The organism is Neoroseomonas lacus, assembly GCF_014644535.1.
In the GTDB taxonomy this organism is placed as follows: domain Bacteria; phylum Pseudomonadota; class Alphaproteobacteria; order Acetobacterales; family Acetobacteraceae; genus Neoroseomonas; species Neoroseomonas lacus.
In genome coordinates this window covers 51,078-68,169 of sequence record NZ_BMKW01000001.1, presented here as the reverse complement: position 1 = coordinate 68,169, position 17,092 = coordinate 51,078, and the positions used below count along the sequence as shown (strand labels likewise).

Here is a 17,092-nt window from a genome sequence, read left to right as displayed (position 1 = left end):
CGCCGCCGATGCCCGTCATGCCGCATTCTCCCATCCCAGCCGCAGCATCGCCCAGCCCGGGGCGTTCGATCCAGCCCGCATCATGGTTTTTCGACCTGGCCGCCAAACCGCGACCCCAACCCGACGGGGCGACCGCCAAGCTCCATCGGCACGCCTCGGCCGGCCGATATGTCCCCGGCCCGCACGACGCAGTGCGGCGAGGTGCGGTCGATGCGCATCGCGCGCGGGAGGCGGCAACCCGAGTGGCACGCCTCGACCTCGACGCATCGGCCTGGCCCTTGGCCATCGGAACTCGGCCGCGTCGCTTCTGACCCATAAAGCGCAAGGAGCCGGCCCGTCCCGACGCAAAGCGAGCCGCGGATACGGCCCTGGCGCCCTTCGGCGGAGGGGCTGAACGGTTCGGCGCCGCAACTCCGTGCTTGCGTACCGATGCGGGACCGGCCTGAATTCCGGGCAGAGAAAAACAACCAGGGAGGCCCGTATCATGGACCGTCGCGGATTGCTGCTCTCCGCTCCGGCAGTCGCCGCCGCGCTCGCCTCCGCCCCCGCCCGGGCGCAGGCATGGCCAAGCCGGCCGATCCGCCTGATCGTGCCTTTCCCGCCCGGCGGGCCGAATGACATCATCGCCAGGCTCTACGCACCGCAACTCACCGCGCTGCTGGGCCAGCCGGTCGTCGTCGAGAACCGTGCGGGCGGCGGCGGCGTCGTCGGCACCGACGCCGCGGTGCGTGCGGCCCCCGACGGCTACACGCTGGTCATCACCAACGGCGGCTCCCTCGTCATCAGCCCGCATGTCAGCGCCAACGTGCCCTACAAGGTCCCGGACGACACCGGGCTGATCAGCATCGTCACGCGGGTGCCGGAGGCGCTCGTGGCGTATCCCGGCCTCGGCGTGCGGACGCTGCCCGAATTGCTGGATCTGGCGCGCCGCCGGCCCGGCCAGCTCAATATCGGCACCGCCGGCGCCGCGGGGCTGTCGCACCTCACCGCGGAACTCTTCAAGGCACAGACCGGCCTCGACGTGGTGGTGGTGCCCTATCGCGGCGCCGCGCCTTCGGTAACCGACCTGGTCGGCGGCCAGATCCAGCTGCTGTTCGCCGACCTTCCCGTGCTGATGCCGCATATCCGTGGCGGCACGCTCACCGCGCTGGCGATGGCGAGCGCGCGGCGCAGCCCGGCGCTGCCCGACCTGCCGACGACAGGAGAGTTGGGCCTCCCCGAGCTGCTGGCGGACAACTGGTACTGCCTGGTCGGCCCGGCGGGATTGTCGGCGCCGATTGTCACGCGGCTGAACGAAGCCGCCCGGCGGGCTTCGGAAGCGCCGGAGGTGCGCGACGGCCTCGCGGCCCAGGGGGCCGAGGCAACCGCGACCACACCCGAGGAATTCGCCACCTTCGTCAGGATGGAGTCGGAGAAGTGGCGGCGCGTCGCCGAGGCCGCCGGGGTGCGCGTCGACTGACGGCCGCCGTATGGCCTGATCCGGGAGCGTCCGATCGGCGCCTCCCGGCCTCGCCTCCAACGGCTTGCCGGCGAGCGCCCACCCATGCCCATCGGGCACGCGTCGCGGACAGGACGCCTGGGGCGAGATTGGCCTGCGTCACACGGCGGCGGCGCAGACCGCTCCAATCCTTGTAAGGTCGAGCATCGTCACGCGCCTGACCAAGGAACCTCAGGCGCGATCCGCCCCAAACGGATGGATCCGCCGCGCTGAACTCAGCGCGGCTGCGCCTTCTTGTGCACCGCCAGCGCCATCAGCCGCCGGTCCCGCCAGGCCGACCGCTCGGCGATCGCGCCCTGCGCCAGCGCCCCGCGCCGCGCCTCGGTCACCCGCTCGACCGTCGGCGCGTCATATCGGTACGGCGTCTGCTCCTCCGTGATCCCGCCCATCAGCGGCCCGAACCGCTCGACGTAGTCCGCCACACCGCCGGGCGCATTCAGGTCGATCGTCTCGAACGGCCCCATGAAGGACCAGCGCAGCCCGAGCCCTTCCTTCACACACGCATCGACATCCTCGACCGACATCACCCCGTCGCGCACCAGCCGGAAGCCCTCGGCGACCAGCGCCGCCTGCAACCGGTTCAGCACGAAGCCGCGCGTCTCCTTCAGCGCCACGACCGGCACCTGGCCGACGCCATCCATCAGCACCCGCGTGCGCGCCACCGCCGCCGGGTCGGTCCAGGGCGCCCCGACCAATTCGACCAGCGGCACCAGATAGGGTGGGTTAACCGGATGCGCGACAAGACACCGCGCCCGCCCCGCCAACCCCTCGGTGAACGCGCTCGCCGGAATGCCCGAGGTTGACGACGCCAGCACCACCGCCGCCCCGCAAAGCGCATCGAGCCTGGCGAAGGTCTCCCGCTTCACCTCGACGCGTTCCGGCCCGTTCTCCTGCACATGCGCGGCGCCATCGAGGCAATCCTCCAGCGTCGCCGCCACCGAGACGCGCGCGGCCACCACCTCCGCGGTTTCGCTGATCAACCCGGCGGCATGCAGGTCGGCCAACCGCGCCCGCACCACCTCCATCACCGCCTCGGAAGCCCCCGCCGCCGGGTCCCAGATCCGCACCGGATGCCCCGCCCGGGCGAACACCATCGCCCAGGCGCTGCCGATCAGCCCCGCACCCACCACCGCAATCCGTTGCATCCGGCCGTCCTTCCCATCGCCGGCGCCTTGAACGCGCCGGTCCCTTGAGCGATCTAAGTCCCCGTGAGCGAACACCGCAACGCACCCTACGTCGCCCCGCCGACCACGCCGCCGCCGCTCGGCTCGCGCATGCTCGGCTTCTTCCTGCTGGGCGGCACCATGTGGGTGGCCGGGCTGCTCGCGCTGTTCCGCGCCATCTTCGCCCTGGTGAAGCCGTGATCTCGGCCTTCTGGCGGCGCTGGCTGCTACCCTTCACCGCCCTGCCGCTGCTGCCGGCAACCCTGGTCAACCTCTTCGCCGGGCGCGAATGGGCGCTGCTCGGCTGCGTCGCCGGCATCGTCCTGCCGATGGCCGCGACCTGGCTGATGCGCCGCGGCCGGGCAGGGGATGCGCAACTCGCCGCCGCCGCGATGGGTGCCGCCGCCATGCTGGTCACCTTCCTCGGCGCCGATGCCGGCCCGGTCGCCGCCCTGCTGCTCGGCGCTGGCGCCTGGGGCGGCACGCGCCTCCTCTATACCGGCGTCATCGAGGCCGCCCCGCCACCACCGCCGCCCGAACCGCTGCCTCCCGGCCCGCTCGACGATGCCCGCACCCGGCTCGTGGCCATCATCGACACCGCTCGCCGTGTCGAGCAGCCGCGGCTGATCCCCGTCGCCGTCGCGATCGGCGCCGTGCTCGACGAATTCGAACGACGCCCCGAACGCCTCGCCGAGGCACGCCGCTTCCTCGGCGTGAACCTCGACGGTCTGGAACGCATCGCCGGCCGCCTGTCCGCCGGCGCCGAAGCCCCGCCCGGCCTGCCCGCGCTGCTGCGCGACATGGAGGAAGCCGCCCGCGACCTGCGCACCCGTCTGCGCGAACAGGAAAGCGCGGCCCTCGCCGTACAGGTGAAAGTGCTTGGCGACCGGCTGCGGCAGGAAGGCTACGGTTGACATGGCGCAAAGCAGCCCGTTCCGCATATGTTATCAAAATGTAATATGAGGCATTTCCATCGGAGAACGCGTCCATGATCCGCCGCTCCGCCATCCTCCTCACGCTCCTCGCGACGGCTGCCTGCACCCAGCCCGAACGCACCACCCTGCCTGAAGGGCTGGGCCCGCAGGGCGCCGTTTCACGCGATCCCTCCGTCGCGGTGGGCCAGGAAATCGTTGACTTCTTCCGCACCCCCCAGCCGAACCAGCCCGCCGCCGCCGCGCGTGCCATCGCCGAGCTCGAATGGCTCGCCGATACCCTGCCGAGCAACCCTCGCTACCAGACCGCGAGCGCCACCGGCTTGAACGAGCTCGCGCAGGCGCGCTCGGAAGCCCGCACCGCGCTCGGCATCCCGCGTGCTGCATCGAACCAAGCGGTGATCAACGGCCTCGCCGGCGCGGCTCGGGCCATCGAGGCCGGCAACCAGCAGGCGCTGGCTGCGGCCTTGCCGCGCAACGTCTTCACACTCGGTCCGCAGGCGACGGTGCAGCGCCTGTCGCAGCCGCCTTCCGTACCGAGCGTCATGCACGCATATTGGGCGCTTTCCGGCGGCGCCATGCAGCGTCACTGAACGCCATGATCCAGTCCGATGGGCTGGCGAACGATGAGCCATGAGTGGCGTCATGGCGCCGCCGGCATCGTGTCCTGGCGGGTTTCTGCGGGGGAGGGCGGCGGGTCGCACGCTCCCTCCCCGATCACGCGGCCGCCGATGCCCTGATTGGAGCGACATCTGCGACCCTGCCAGTGCCGTGACGGAGAAAGGATCGCCGACCGGCGATCGGTGCGACCACAGCCCGATCGATACCGGAGCCGTCGAAGACGCCCCCGCCGAACCGAGCCAGCGCGATCAGGCCAACGGCGCCCATATTCGTCTGGTCGCGTTCATCAATTAACCGCGCCGCGTCGCCGAACCGCTTCCCCCGGCCTGCCCGCCCCGCCCCGCGGCTTGCAAGCCGCCACCCGGAAACCGCGCGCATGCGTCCACAGGAGAGATGCTGGCCTTGTCATTCAACTAAAAGTGCTTGGCGATGGCCCATGGACGGCCAGCCGCCCCTGACGCTGGGCCACGCCAGCCGGGCGAATCTGTGGTTTTATCGGGCTAGATACGTAACAGTATTGGGAGACGACGCCGATGATCCGCCGTTCAGCCATCTTGCTCGCCCTCGTGGTTGGGGCGTGCGCACCTCAAGGTCCGCCGCCGACCCTGCCCGGCGCCTCCAACGCCATGGTCGGGCGCGACCCGATCGTCGTGGTCGGTCAGAGTGTCGTCGGCTTCTTCCGCCAGCCACAGGCCAATCAGCCGGCCGCCGCCGCCCAGGCCATCGCCGAACTCGAATGGCTGGCCGACACAATGCCGCGCAACCCGCGCTGGCAGACGGCAAGCGCCACCGGCCTGAACGACCTCGCCCAGGCCCGCTGGGAAGCCCGCCGCGCGCTGGGCATTCCCCAGAACGCGCCGGCCCAGGGGGTGATCAACGGCCTGTCCGCGGCGTCCACCGCGATTTCGGCGAACAACCAGACCGCCCTCGCCGCCGCCCTGCCGCGCAACATCTTCACGCTCGGCCCGGCCGCAACGGTGCAGAAACTCTCCGAACCACCCTCGGTGCCGAGCGTGATGCAGGCGGCCTGGGCGTTGTCGGGTGGCGCCACCCCGGGCAATCGCCGCTGACGACCACGTTCCGGCCCGATTGCTGGGCGAGCATCAGGCCATGCGCTTGGTCCTGATGCTGCCGCCCCTGCTGATCGCCCTCGCGGGCTGCGTCGTCGTGCAGCCCGTGCCGCTCGCCATCCCAGCCACGCCGGTCTGCGAGGACCCGGGCGCCGCCGCGGCCTATGGCGCGGCGATCGGTGCCGGGATCGGCGCCCTTGCCGGCTCCGCCAGCGCCGATGCCGGGCGAGGGGCCCTGATCGGCGCCGGGGTCGGCGCTCTCGCCGGCGCGGCGATCGGCACGCAACCGTGCGACGGCGGGCCGAAATGAGCACGGCACACGCCGCCCCAATATCCCTGGACGGTGTCGCGCAATCCATGCCGAAGCCATGCGCTGGGTGTTGATCCTGCTCGGGCTGGCCATGGCCGTGCCGATTCTGGTCGGCGGCAGCATCTGGGCCAGGCAGGAACACTTGATCTTCCGCCCCGCCGGCGGCCCCATCGTCGCGCCGCCCGGCTGGTCGCGCGAGACGTTCCGCAGCACGGACGGTCTGGAACTCGCCATGCTGGTCGCGACGGGGGCGACGGGAAGGCCGATCATCCTGCATTTCCATGGCAATGGCGGCAGCGCCGAGGACCGCATCCATCTTGGCGTCGTCTTGAACAACGCGGGCTATGGCGTTGTTCTTGCAGAATATCGGGGCTACGGCGGCAATCCCGGTAGCCCTGCCGAAACCGCCTTCGCCCGCGATGCCGCCACGCTGCTCGCCTGGATCCATCAGCGCTTCCCGGACTGCCCGGTCGTGCTATGGGGCGAGAGCATCGGCACCGGTGTCGTCACCCGCCTCGCCGAGGGCCGGCCCGACGTCGCTGCTGTGATCCTGGAAAGCCCCTTCACCTCGGTCGCCGCCCTGGCCGCCGAAGCTTATCCCTGGCTACCGACCGATTGGCTGCTGCGCCACCGCTTCGAGAACCTGGCCCGCATGCCGGCGATTACCGTCCCGGTGCTGGTCATCGCCAGCGAGGGCGACCGCCTGACCACGGCGACCCAGGCCCGGCGTGTTGCCGCCGGCGCGCCCGATGCAAGGATCGTCCTGCTGCCGGGCGGCCGGCATCCGGCCGTGCTGAACGACGAGAGCGGGCAGGGCATGCCGGTGGTGCTGCGGTTCCTCGCTGCGCTGCCCTGATCGGCAGGCGACGCGCCGCCGGCTCGATCCGCGCGGATCAACCGGGCGGCGGCGCTCACGCGGCCACCCCCGCGAAATCCCCTCCAGGCCATGGTTCTGTCGCACAGCGTCACCGGATCGGCCGATTCCACCGGATGGCATTTGCTGCGGCCGACCCGATCGCGGCCCATCGCGGAATGCCGCTCCGGGCGTCGGCCGGTGCGCCATTCTCACGGCGCTCTCACTCCCGGGTAGCATTGACCATGCTAGGCTCGCCGCCACGCGGCGGTCGCGCGGGCCGAAGCGTCACCGACATCAAAAGGAGTACGCCATGCACCGACGTTCCGCCCTTCTGCTGGTCCTGCTGACCGCCGCCTGCGCACCGCAGTCACCGGCGCCGACCCTGCCCGGCACCACCGCCGCCGGTGCCGCCGACCCGGTCGTGCCGGTCGGCCAGGCCATGGTCGCCTTCTTCCGCAGCCCGCAGCCCAACCAGCCGGCCGTGGCCGCGCGCGCCATCGCCGACCTCGAATGGCTGGCCGACAGCCTGCCGCGCAATCCGCGCTGGAACCAGGCGAGCAGCGTCGGCCTGAACGGCCTGCAGCAGGCGCGCTGGGAAGCACGCCGGGCCCTTGGAATTCCCGAACGCGCGGCCGCCCAGGCGGTGATCAACGGGCTGTCGGCGGCGGCCCAGGCGATCGAGGCGAATGACCAGGCGGCGCTGGCCCGCGCCCTACCGCGCAGCGTCTTCCCGGTCGGCCCGCGGGAGATGGTCAGCCGCCTGTCGGCGCCACCGCAGATCAGCGGCGTGGTCTCGGCCTATGAGTCGGTCGCCAATGACCGGGTGCAGGGCATGGTGCACTGACCTGGGCGCGCCGCTGCGCCAGGGCAGGGGCGTTCCCCTCCTGACGTGGCGGCCCTTGGGACCGCCGGCTTCGGCCGGCCCGCCCGGGTGAACGCTGGGTCATCTCGTCCCGCCACACCTTGACCCCGCCGCCACCCCTTGGTCCGATGCGCCACACGGACCAAACCGGAGGAACCACCATGCGCGCCTGGGCAGTCATCGAAACCGGCAAGCCCCTTCAGGAAATCGAGCTGCCGACGCCCGAACCCACGGGCAAGCAGGTTCTCCTCGAAATCACCCATGCCGGCGTCTGCCATTCGGACCTGCATATCTGGGAAGGCGAATACGACCTCGGCAGCCGCGGCAAGATGCGCCTGACCGACCGCGGCGTCGTGCTGCCGCTCGCTATGGGCCACGAAATCGTCGGCAAAGTGCTTAAATGGGGCCCGGAGGCGAATTCCGCCGGCCTCAAGGTCGGCGACCACATGATTGTCTTCCCCTGGGTCGGCTGCGGCAAATGCGCCGAATGCCTGGCCGATGAGGACAATATGTGCCGGGTCAAGCCGGCCTCGCTCGGCGTCTACCAGAATGGCGGCTACGCGACCCACGTCGTCGCCCCCGAGCCACGCCACCTCGTGCCGCTGGGCGGCCTCGACCCATCGCTGGCGGCGACCTACGCCTGCTCGGGCATCACGGTGTTCAGCGCCATCAACAAGGTGATGCCGATGCCGGCCGATGAGCCGATCGTCATCGTCGGCGCCGGCGGCCTCGGGCTGAACGCCATCGCCGTGCTGAAGGCCAAGGGCCACAAGCGGATCGTTGTGGTCGATGTCGCGCAGGGCAAGCTCGACGCGGCGATGAAGGAGGGCGCCTCCGACACGGTGCTCGCCGACGGCCCCGATACCGCCAAGCGCATCATCGAGGTCGCCGGCGGCCAGGTCGGCGCCATCGTCGACCTGGTGAATGGCACCGACACTGCGCGCTTCGCCTTCGACGCGCTGCGCAAGGGCGGCAAGCTGGTGCAGGTCGGGCTGTTCGGCGGCGAGATGAACATCCCGCTGCCGCTGATGCCGATCCGCGCCCTGACGATCCAGGGCAGCTATGTCGGCAATGTGAAGGAGCTGCGGGAACTGGTGAAGATCGCCCAATCCGGCGCGCTGCCGGCGATCCCGATCACCAACATGCCGTTCAACCAGGCCGATGCCGCGCTGAATCGGCTGAAGGACGGCAAGGTGGTCGGGCGCATCGTGCTGTCGGCCACCGCGGCCTGAGGCGAGGGCGCCGTCTACTGGCGCGCGGGGTTGAGGGGCATTGCTCCTCCAATCCACCCCACCAAAGGCCCCAGGGGGGCCTTTGGAAACCAATACTTGGCGCCTGGCATCAGTCCCACGGCATGGGGCTGTGACTCACGCCGAGGGCGCGACTGCGGTCCGCCGACACGCCGGAGGCCTGCATGCCGCATGACGCGTTTGATGGCACGGAGACGTGCACACCGGCGGTCGCGAACATTATGCGTTGGTAACAGAGCAGATCGCGCCTGACTGGAATCAGGCAGACGCGTGACGACGCTCGATCAGACAATGGCCTACAGCGATTTGCGTGAGCGCAGTCGCACGCAACCCCCCCAAGGTCACGACAGGCGCCGGGAGCCGGTTCCGTGCCCATGGTTTCGCAGGGCGGTCCCTCCAACGCCGAGTGACGGACTCGAGAGGCACGTTCGCCTGATACGACGAGCGGCCATGCGCGAGCCGCCCAGCCGCGTCTGCAAGACGAAGGCGCGCATCACGGCGCCCGATGCCCATCGAAGGCGTTCCAAGGTGCCCGGCACCTTGGCGGGGTGGTCCGGAGAGGGGCGGCGCCCCTCCGGCCTGTGCCCCTCAACCGGCCGGATACGCCCCGCCCGAGACCGGATCCGTCAGCGGGTCCGCCGTCGCCGCAATCGCGCGCAGCGCCCGCTCCACTTCCTCCGGCGCCCCATGCAACTGGTCCGGTGGCGCGGACCCTTCAGGATAGGCGCCCACCACCAGCAAGCCATCCTCCGCGCCGAGGTTCCGATGCCCGCTCCCGGCCGGCAGCACGACCACGTCGCCTGCCGACAGCTCCACCTGCGGACCGGACTCGCCGCCGAGTTGCACGCGCACCGCGCCGTCGATGATGGCGAGCGCCTCATGCGCATTGGAATGATAGTGGTGCCAGTCATGGATGCCGTTGCGCCATGCAGGTCGCCATCCATGGCGCCGGAATAATGCCTCGGCGGCGGCGGCGTCGCAGGGGGTGACCGCGCCGCGATGCAGCAGTACGGGCAGTCGCGGATTGTTGGGGATGGCATCTCCGGCAGGGAGAAAAATCAACTCCGCGCCATCGCGACGGTGCTCATGCATGCTGTGGTGACCTTGTTCGCTGGAATCTCTTTGCCCATCATGCGTGAACGGTGCGGAGGACCCCAGCATATGACCGACATCACCCCGTTGCGCGATTTCATTCGCGACATGACACGCCTGGCCAATGAGGGCGCGACCGAATCGCGCTGGCTGACCGAGGGTGCCGGCCTGCTGCGTCGGCTCGTCGCCACCGATGGTTGGCTGCCGGAAGCCTATGCCGAGGCCGGACCGCGCTATCGCCAATACCTGCTGCATTGCGACCCGCTGGAACGCTTCTGCGTCGTCTCCTTCGTCTGGGGCCCGGGGCAACGCACGCCGATCCACAACCACACGGTCTGGGGCCTGGTTGGCATGCTGCGCGGCGAGGAAATCTCGACCGAGATGCGCGCCGGCGCCCCGATGCTGCCCGGCCAGGTGGACCGGCTGCGGGAAGGGGAGGTGGTGGCGGTCAGCGCCGACACCTACGACATCCATGTGGTTGAGAACGCGCTGGCCGACCGCGCCAGCATCAGCATCCATGTCTATGGCGGCAATATCGGCGCTATTGCGCGCTCGGTCTTCGACGGCGAGACCGGCGCCACGAAGCGCTTCATCTCGGGCTACGACAATGAAGCGGTGCCCAACCTGTGGGACCGCAGCAAGGAAATGGTGGCGGCCTAAACGCGAAAGGGCCGCCCCAATCGGGACGGCCCTTCGCAACCCCGCCGCTGGTCCGGCCGTTCAGCGACGCGCGCGGCGGCCGGCAGCCGGGGCCTCGGCCACTTCCTCGAGCGCGAGGGACGCCGCCTGTGCCGCGCCACCGCGCAGCTGCGTCCCGGCGAACATCGCCCCGCCGGTCGTGTCCGGGCGGTTGTGGATGAAGCCGTAGGTCGAATAGGTGCGGCCGTAATTCTCATTGCTGTAGCCGACCTGCACGCGCACCTGCGTCCAGTCATTGTTCGGCGAAGCGTCGACCACAGAAACACCGCGCATGATCGAACCACGGCGGATCCCCGGCCCACCCCAGTTGGCGTGGTGGATCAGCACCTCGCGCGAGGAGATCACGCGCTCGACCACCGCGACATGGCCGGCACGCATGCCACCCGAGCTGCGGAAGGCCATCACGGCGCCGGGCTCTGGCCGGTTGTCGCGGGCGTAGAGACCGGCGGCATTGTACCACCACTCACCGCCATTGCCGCTGATCGCCATGCCGGTCGCCTGGCGGGCATAGGGCACGCAGGAAATGCCGCCGCCGTAGCCGCCGGCATAGGACCGGCCGCCACCGCGCCGGTCGCGACCGCCACGCGAGGCGACCGCGCTGCGCGCCCCCGTCGCGTCACGGCGCTGGTTGGCACTGCGCTGCGTGGCGTTGTTGCCGCGGGAATGTGTTGCCGCGGCTGCCCGTGTCGTCGAAGCCGGCGCAGCCGCGCGCGTCGTCGGTTTGGCATGGCGATTGTCGGGAACCCTGGCTTCAGCGCCCTGCGCCAGCACACCAAGCCCGCCAAACAGGATCGCCATGGCGATCGCAGCCCCCGTTGCCCTCATATGCCCCCACTGCCCCCTGGAAACGCTGTAGCGGAGTTTTCAACCCGCGTTGAAATCTTGGGTAACAATGGGGTGGGGGTGCCGCAAGCCGATCAACGCGTGACCAGGGTCACGAGGTGTGATTTGCCGATGGCCATGCCGTTTCAAGAGGCAGAACCGGACTATTTTCTTACGAATACGGCGAGAATTGGAACAAGCCACAGTGTGGTGGCCGGAAAACAACAACGCCCGACACATCGTGCCGGGCGTTGCGGGTAGAGTCGATGAAACATTTCCTGTCCGACATCTTGCCGGACATCATGATTCAGCGGCAGGCGGTGACCATGATCTCAACCAGGTGGCGAGGATCAGCCATGTTCGCCTCAACGCAGGCGCGCGCCGGGGCGGCACCGGGCGCCAGCCACGGGGTCCACAGCTCGTTCATCGCGCCGCGATCGGCGATGTGCTTCACCCAGATGGTCGCCGTCAGCAGGCGGGTCTTGTCGGTGCCATTGGCTTCCAGCGCGGCGTCGATCTTGGCGAGCACCTCTGCCGTCTGGCCCTTGATGTCCTTCGACAGGTCGTCGGCGGTGATGCCGGCGAGGTAGACGAAGTTGTGATACTCGACCGAGGTCGAGAGGATCGCATTGGTGCCCTGGCGGGTGATCTTGCTCATTGCGGCCGCTCCTTGAGATTCCGCGCCGCTGGCGCGGGCGCTGCTATCGCGCCTGTGGCGCGGCCCGGTTCTAGAACAGGATCGACAGGTCGGGAATGACCCCCGGCCGGTCAGGCCGGCGTCACTTGTCGCCCATCAGCCGGTTCATGCCGCCGCAGAACGGGCAGCGCGACCCGGTGGCGAGCGGCAGCATGTCGCGCAACGCCTCGCAGGCGATGAAGCTGCCACCCGGATCGCCGCAATTGCGCGTCGCCGGCGCCGGCGTCGCCACGGCGGTGGCAAGGCCCGCCGCGCGCGGCAGCGCCATCATGGGCACGATGGCAATGGGCAGCAGGCGGCGCGTCAGCATGGGCGACCCCTCGTTTCCACCGCGCAGCCTAACCGGACATTCGCGCGACCGAAATGTACCGATTCGTGACACCGCGTCAGGCGACGCGATAGGTGCTGCCCGACGCCGCCGCCCCGATCATCGCCTCATAGACCGCGACCCCATGGATCGCCTCCTCGAGCGGCAGCGGATAGGGCGCGCCGCCGGCCACCGCGGTGGCGAAGGCGGTCAGCTCAGCCGCCTCGATATCCGTTACCGGGAACATCCGTGTCTCCGGCGTGCCGTCGCGCGGGCACACGGTCAGCGATTCATGCCCATGCAGCACCGCCCAGGCATCGGTGCCGAACAGCCCGACCCGCCAGAAGCGCGGCGCCAGCGCCAGGGTGGCGAAATTCGCCGTCGCCCCGCTCTCGAAGCGGAACAGCCCGGCGGTGGTGTCGTCGAGCCCGTTGTCCAGCACCCGCGCATGCGACTGCACCGTCACCTCGGCGATCCGCCCGGCCAGGTTGATGAACATGTCCACCATGTGGATGCCCATCCCGCCCATGCCGCCGAGCGGGCTCTCGGCCCGGTTCGCCCGCCACATCCCTGGCGTATAGCCGGCCGCCCCCGGCCCGCTGAACTGCCCCTCGACATGCAACAGCGTCCCCAGCCGCCCATCGGCCAGCATCGCCTTCATCTCGGCGATGGCGGGCAGGAAACGTCGGTTATGGCCGAGCGCCATCACCACCCCGGCGGCGCGGCAGGCAGCCACCGCGGCCTCCGCACTGGCCTTGGTCATGGTGAAGGGCTTCTCGATGAAAACGTGCTTGCCGGCGCGCGCCGCGGCCATCACCTGCTCGGCATGCATCTGATGCGGGGAGGCGATGACCACCGCCTTCACCGCCGGGTCCGCCAGCACGGCCGCGAAGTCGGGCAGGATACGGATGCCCTGCCGCGCGGCCCAGTCGGCGGCGCGCTCCGGCCGGCCGGTGCAGCCGGCGACGAAGCGCAGGCCAGCCGGCGCCAGATGACCGGAGGGTGCAGCCCGGAGGTCTGAATCGGACGCCCCTTCAAAGGAGTTCTTCCCCTGGACGCTGTCCACCAGCGTCCGGCCCCACTTCCCCATTCCCACGATCGCGGTGTCGAGCATCGTCATTCCTGCATCTTCAACGGTTGGTATGGTCCGGCGGGGGGCCTTCGAGCACCGCCGCGATACGATCGAGCCTGGCAAGCCCCCAGGCAACCACGAGCAGCGACAGCAGCACTGCCAGCAATGTCGGCCAGCGCAGCCCGAACAATTCGGCCCCCGCGCCCAGCAGCAGCGCGCCAAGCGCCGGGCAAGCGCGGGTGATCAACCCCCACAGGCTCAATACCCGCCCGCGCATCGCGGGCTCCGACGCGCTCTGCGCCAGCATCTGCACGCCGATCCCATGCACCGACCCGGCCGCCCCCATCAGCGCCGCACAGAATACACCGAAGGGAAACCAATTGGTCGCCGCGAACCCCGCCGTCGAGACCGCCAGCGCGCCCACGCCCAGGATCGACAGCCGCGTCGTGCCGGCCAGCCGCCCGCGCGCGGCCACCGCCAGCCCGGCGACCAGCGCGCCGACGCCGAACGCCGCCGTCAGCACCGCGAGCGATTCCGCCCCGCGCCCGAAGGCCCGCTCGACATAGGGCGGCAGGATCTCCTGCACGCCGCGCAGCAGCACCGCCGACACCGCCGAAAACCAAAGGATTGGGCCCAGCCCCGGATGGCGCGCCGCATAGCGCACGCCGTCCAGCACCTCGCCCCACAGGCTGGCCGTCGCCGCATGGCCGCGCCGCTCCGTCGCGTCGATCACCAACATCGGCGTCGTCACCGTGGCGAACAGGTAGGCGAGGGCATTGAGGGCGATCACCGGCCAGACCCCGGCCAGGGCGATGATCGGCCCGGCGATCGCCGGCCCGATGAAGCGCGCCACGTTGAAGGTCAGCGAATTCAGCGCCACCGCCGCCGGCAGGTCGGCCGCCGGCACCAGCCCCGGCATGAACGACTGCCGCGCCGGCTGCGCGAAGGAGGCCGCGATGCCGCCCAGCACGCTCAGCACCAACAGGATGCCGATGGTCATCATCTCGGTCGCCACCAGCGCCGCGGTGGCGGCCGCGAGCAACCCGATCGCCGCCTGGCTCTGCATGGTCATGCGCAGCCGGTCCGACCGGTCGGCCACCGCACCGGCGATCGGGCTGACGATGACCGCGGGCGCGAGGTCGCAAAACGCCAGCGCGCCGACCCACAACGCGCTGCCGGTCAATTCCCAGGCGAGCCAGGAGACCGCGATGCGCTGCATCCACAGCCCCGTCCAGGAGGTCAGCGAGGCGCCAAAGAAGATCTTGGAGTTACGGTGCGACAGCGCCCGTGTCAGCGTCGAGAGCGAGGCCATGGCGCGCGACGCGCGCCGTCAGTTCCCGCGACCGCTCGTGGTCCGCCTGGCCGCGGCAGCGTCCTGCGGTCGCGGCCCGGCCTGGGCGGCGCGGATGCATTCGCGCGCCAGCTCCTCGCGCTGCGAGCGCGCATTGTAGGCGTCGGACTGCACCCGCAGCGTCGGGATGTTGTTGGTCGCATCCGTCATGAACATCGCATCGTCGTCGCGCACCGCCTGGCCGCGATTGCGGAACACGACGACGCGCTCGGCCTCGTCGATGCAGCGCTGCCGCAGGATGCTGTCCGGCCCGGCACCCGCGGTCGCCGCGCGCATCGAGGTCGGCGCATCGGCATTGGCGCAGGCCCCGAGCATCAGTGCGGCAAGGAGTGTCAGCCTGGAGGCCTGGCGGATCATGCGGAAGCTCCGGAAGGAATCGAGCGCGACAATAGGCGCTTCAACCCCGTTTCGTCGAACCGCGCCGCCGCGTCCAGCGGCATCGCCGCCGCCGCGCGCAACAGCGTGGGGTGCAGCTCGATCCCCTGCGGTGTCATCGCATACAACCCCGCCAGCCAGCGCGCCCGCGACATCACCTCGACCAGGGCGAGAAGCCGCAGGCACAGCGACAGCCCGCCCAGCGTGCCGAGGTCATGCATCCCGTCGACCGCCTCCGCCCAGCAGGCAGCATCGACATCGGCGAGCAGCATTTCCTGCGGGCTGCCGTCGTCGCGGCGGAACACCAGACGGCGCGGCGGGCCCCAGCGCTCCGACGCGGCGGCGTCGCGGGCACGGTCCCAGGCGAATTCGAGGTCGCGCGGGGCGACCGGGGGCAGGGTCTCGGGCGGCAGCGGGATGGCATAGGCGACGACGCCATCCGGGCTGCGCGCGACCCGGATCGGTTCAGGCATCGGGGCAAAATGGGGCGTCGCGGCCCCGAACGCCAGCCTTGCGACGGCACGCGTCGGCCGAAAACAGCCTTGGTTCGGAAGCATGGGCCCCATGCCACCGCTCCTGTTGGTTGACCTGCCGGTGGAAGAATGGAGGGGCGCCGCCCCTCCAAATGACAGTGTCATTTGGAAAGCCTTCTCTTGGTGCCGGGCGGTGAGCGTATGCCGTGTCCGCTCGGCGCGCTTCGTGCGCAAGGTCGGATCTCGGCGCTTATCCTGGCCGCGGCCGGGTCCGCCCGTGCGCGCGACGATGCTGGCGACACCATGGCACCGGCGCAGCAGCCGCGACCGGGCGCTTGACCGGCACCCGGCAACGCGCCGTCATACCCCCCATGACCGACACCGCCGACCTCACAGCCACCGAGGCCCTCGCCGCGATCCGCGCCGGGCGCCTGACCGCCACCGATTACCGCGATGCCTGCCTTGATCGCATCGCCGAACGCGAAGGCATCATCCACGCCTTTGCCTGGTTCGACGAGGCCGGGGTGCGCCGCACCACGCCGGCCGAGGGGCCGCTCGCCGGCATGCCGATCGGCGTGAAGGACGTGATCGACACCGCCGACCTGCCGTCGCAATACGGCTCATCGGCCTGGGCGGGGCACCGGCCGCGCTCGGATGCCGCCTGCGTCGCCGCCGCGCGCGCCGCTGGCGCGGTGGTGATGGGCAAAACCGTCACCACCGAATTCGCCACCCGCCACCCCGGCCCGACCGCCAATCCAGCGAACCCGAAGCACACCCCGGGCGGCTCCTCCTCCGGTTCCGCCGCCGGCGTCGGCGCCGGCTTCTTCCCCGTGGCCTTCGGCACCCAGACGGCCGGCAGCATCATCCGCCCGGCGGCCTATTGCGGCGTGGTCGGCTTCAAGCCGTCCTACGGCACGCTGCACCGGGCGGGCATGAAGGTGATGAGCGAAAGCCTCGACACCATCGGCGTCATGGCGCGCTCGGTCGCCGATTGCGCCCTGGCGATGGGGGCGATGTCGGGCCTCGACTACGGCACCCCCGATGCCAAGGCGCCGCGCGCGCCGCGCCTCGCCCTGGTGATGGGCCCGACCGCCGACCAGGCCGCGCCCGAGACCCTGGCGTTGATCGAGCGCGTCGCCGAGGCCTGCCGCCGCGCCGGCGCGACCGTCACGCCGATCAGCCTTCCCGCCGTCTTCGCCGCCGCCTACGAAGCCCATGCCTATGTCATGAACATGGAATCGGCCGAGGCGCTGGGCTGGGAAATGGCCCATGCCCGCGCGCAGATCTCCCCGGTATTGCAGGAACGCATGGACTGGGGGCGCAGCCAGCCGCGCGCCAGGCTGGTGGAAGGCCGCGCCGCCTTCGCCGCCGCCCGCGCCGCGCTGCCTGGCGCCATCGAGGGTTTCGACGCCGTGCTGTGCCCCGCCGCGCCGGGGGAAGCGCCGGAAGGCCTCGGTTGGACGGGCGACCCAGCCTTCAACAGCCTGTGGACGCTGCTGCACGGGCCCTGCGTGACGGTGCCGGCCGGCAGCGGGCCGAAGGGGCTTCCCCTCGGCGTGCAACTTGCCGGGCGGGTCGCGGACGATGCGGCGGTGCTCGGTTGGGCGGCTTGGGTGCGCGCGGCGCTGTAGCAGCCGGGGCG

Annotated in this window: 20 protein-coding genes; 11 read left to right on the top strand and 9 right to left on the bottom strand. The window is 70.6% G+C overall.

Annotated elements, in window-relative coordinates:
• Positions 1 to 484: 484 nt before the first annotated feature.
• Positions 485 to 1,459, top strand: a complete 975-nt coding sequence (locus tag IEY36_RS00340; RefSeq protein WP_188964929.1) for a Bug family tripartite tricarboxylate transporter substrate binding protein — start codon at positions 485 to 487, stop codon at positions 1,457 to 1,459.
• A 254-nt stretch (positions 1,460 to 1,713) separates the two neighbouring features.
• Here the strand turns inward: IEY36_RS00340 and IEY36_RS00335 are convergent, their stop codons facing one another.
• The gene (locus IEY36_RS00335; protein WP_188964928.1) at positions 1,714 to 2,643 is read right to left on the bottom strand and encodes a 3-hydroxyacyl-CoA dehydrogenase; all 930 of its coding nucleotides are present in this window, start codon (positions 2,641 to 2,643) and stop codon (positions 1,714 to 1,716) included.
• Positions 2,644 to 2,706: 63 nt separating this feature from the next.
• Here IEY36_RS00335 and IEY36_RS00330 point away from each other — a divergent pair, with 63 nt between their 5' ends.
• The 8 genes from IEY36_RS00330 (at position 2,707) to IEY36_RS00295 (ending at position 8,544) form a co-directional block, all read left to right on the top strand.
• Positions 2,707 to 2,862, top strand: coding sequence for a hypothetical protein (locus tag IEY36_RS00330; protein WP_188964927.1), 156 nt, complete (start codon positions 2,707 to 2,709; stop codon positions 2,860 to 2,862).
• Entirely contained in the window at positions 2,859 to 3,575 is a 717-nt protein-coding gene (locus IEY36_RS00325; protein ID WP_188964926.1) for a hypothetical protein, read from the top strand. The genes IEY36_RS00330 and IEY36_RS00325 overlap by 4 nt, the downstream gene beginning before the upstream one ends.
• Positions 3,576 to 3,649: 74 nt before the next feature.
• On the top strand, positions 3,650 to 4,186 hold the full coding sequence (locus IEY36_RS00320) for a hypothetical protein (protein ID WP_188964925.1): 537 nt from the start codon (positions 3,650 to 3,652) through the stop codon (positions 4,184 to 4,186).
• A gap of 561 nt (positions 4,187 to 4,747) precedes the next feature.
• Positions 4,748 to 5,284 (top strand): hypothetical protein, encoded by a 537-nt coding sequence (locus tag IEY36_RS00315; protein ID WP_188964924.1) that lies wholly within the window; start codon positions 4,748 to 4,750, stop codon positions 5,282 to 5,284.
• 40 nt (positions 5,285 to 5,324) lie between these two features.
• Positions 5,325 to 5,594: a glycine zipper domain-containing protein gene (locus IEY36_RS00310; protein WP_229680983.1), complete on the top strand. Its 270-nt coding sequence runs from the start codon at positions 5,325 to 5,327 to the stop codon at positions 5,592 to 5,594.
• Positions 5,595 to 5,652: 58 nt separating this feature from the next.
• On the top strand, positions 5,653 to 6,450 hold the full coding sequence (locus IEY36_RS00305) for an alpha/beta hydrolase (RefSeq protein WP_188964923.1): 798 nt from the start codon (positions 5,653 to 5,655) through the stop codon (positions 6,448 to 6,450).
• A gap of 310 nt (positions 6,451 to 6,760) precedes the next feature.
• Complete coding sequence (locus tag IEY36_RS00300) at positions 6,761 to 7,294, top strand: hypothetical protein (RefSeq protein ID WP_188964922.1); 534 nt, start codon at positions 6,761 to 6,763, stop codon at positions 7,292 to 7,294.
• Positions 7,295 to 7,473: 179 nt separating this feature from the next.
• Complete coding sequence (locus tag IEY36_RS00295; RefSeq protein ID WP_188964921.1) at positions 7,474 to 8,544, top strand: alcohol dehydrogenase; 1,071 nt, start codon at positions 7,474 to 7,476, stop codon at positions 8,542 to 8,544.
• A gap of 606 nt (positions 8,545 to 9,150) precedes the next feature.
• Here the strand turns inward: IEY36_RS00295 and IEY36_RS00290 are convergent.
• The gene (locus IEY36_RS00290) at positions 9,151 to 9,654 is read right to left on the bottom strand and encodes a cupin domain-containing protein (protein WP_188964920.1); all 504 of its coding nucleotides are present in this window, start codon (positions 9,652 to 9,654) and stop codon (positions 9,151 to 9,153) included.
• 69 nt (positions 9,655 to 9,723) lie between these two features.
• On the opposite strand from IEY36_RS00290, the gene IEY36_RS00285 reads away from it, so the two are divergent.
• Positions 9,724 to 10,314 carry a cysteine dioxygenase family protein gene (locus IEY36_RS00285; protein WP_188964919.1) on the top strand — a complete coding sequence of 197 codons (591 nt, stop codon included), beginning with the start codon at positions 9,724 to 9,726 and terminating at the stop codon, positions 10,312 to 10,314.
• Positions 10,315 to 10,374: 60 nt separating this feature from the next.
• Here the strand turns inward: IEY36_RS00285 and IEY36_RS00280 are convergent, their stop codons facing one another.
• The 7 genes from IEY36_RS00280 to IEY36_RS00250 form a co-directional block, all read right to left on the bottom strand.
• The gene (locus tag IEY36_RS00280) at positions 10,375 to 11,151 is read right to left on the bottom strand and encodes a CHAP domain-containing protein (protein WP_188964918.1); all 777 of its coding nucleotides are present in this window, start codon (positions 11,149 to 11,151) and stop codon (positions 10,375 to 10,377) included.
• Between the two features lie 331 nt (positions 11,152 to 11,482).
• The gene (locus IEY36_RS00275; protein ID WP_188964917.1) at positions 11,483 to 11,833 is read right to left on the bottom strand and encodes a RidA family protein; all 351 of its coding nucleotides are present in this window, start codon (positions 11,831 to 11,833) and stop codon (positions 11,483 to 11,485) included.
• Between the two features lie 121 nt (positions 11,834 to 11,954).
• Positions 11,955 to 12,182 (bottom strand): hypothetical protein, encoded by a 228-nt coding sequence (locus IEY36_RS00270; RefSeq protein ID WP_188964916.1) that lies wholly within the window; start codon positions 12,180 to 12,182, stop codon positions 11,955 to 11,957.
• Between the two features lie 76 nt (positions 12,183 to 12,258).
• Complete coding sequence (locus IEY36_RS00265; protein WP_229680982.1) at positions 12,259 to 13,299, bottom strand: Gfo/Idh/MocA family protein; 1,041 nt, start codon at positions 13,297 to 13,299, stop codon at positions 12,259 to 12,261.
• Positions 13,300 to 13,309: 10 nt separating this feature from the next.
• Positions 13,310 to 14,563 carry an MFS transporter gene (locus IEY36_RS00260; RefSeq protein ID WP_188964915.1) on the bottom strand — a complete coding sequence of 418 codons (1,254 nt, stop codon included), beginning with the start codon at positions 14,561 to 14,563 and terminating at the stop codon, positions 13,310 to 13,312.
• A gap of 18 nt (positions 14,564 to 14,581) precedes the next feature.
• A complete protein-coding gene (locus IEY36_RS00255; protein ID WP_188964914.1) occupies positions 14,582 to 14,959 on the bottom strand; it encodes a hypothetical protein in 378 nt (125 codons plus the stop codon).
• Entirely contained in the window at positions 14,956 to 15,450 is a 495-nt protein-coding gene (locus tag IEY36_RS00250) for a hypothetical protein (protein WP_229680981.1), read from the bottom strand. Before IEY36_RS00250 ends, IEY36_RS00255 begins: the two co-directional genes overlap by 4 nt.
• Positions 15,451 to 15,821: 371 nt before the next feature.
• Here IEY36_RS00250 and IEY36_RS00245 point away from each other — a divergent pair, with 371 nt between their 5' ends.
• The gene (locus tag IEY36_RS00245) at positions 15,822 to 17,081 is read left to right on the top strand and encodes an amidase (protein ID WP_188964913.1); all 1,260 of its coding nucleotides are present in this window, start codon (positions 15,822 to 15,824) and stop codon (positions 17,079 to 17,081) included.
• Positions 17,082 to 17,092: the final 11 nt, after the last annotated feature.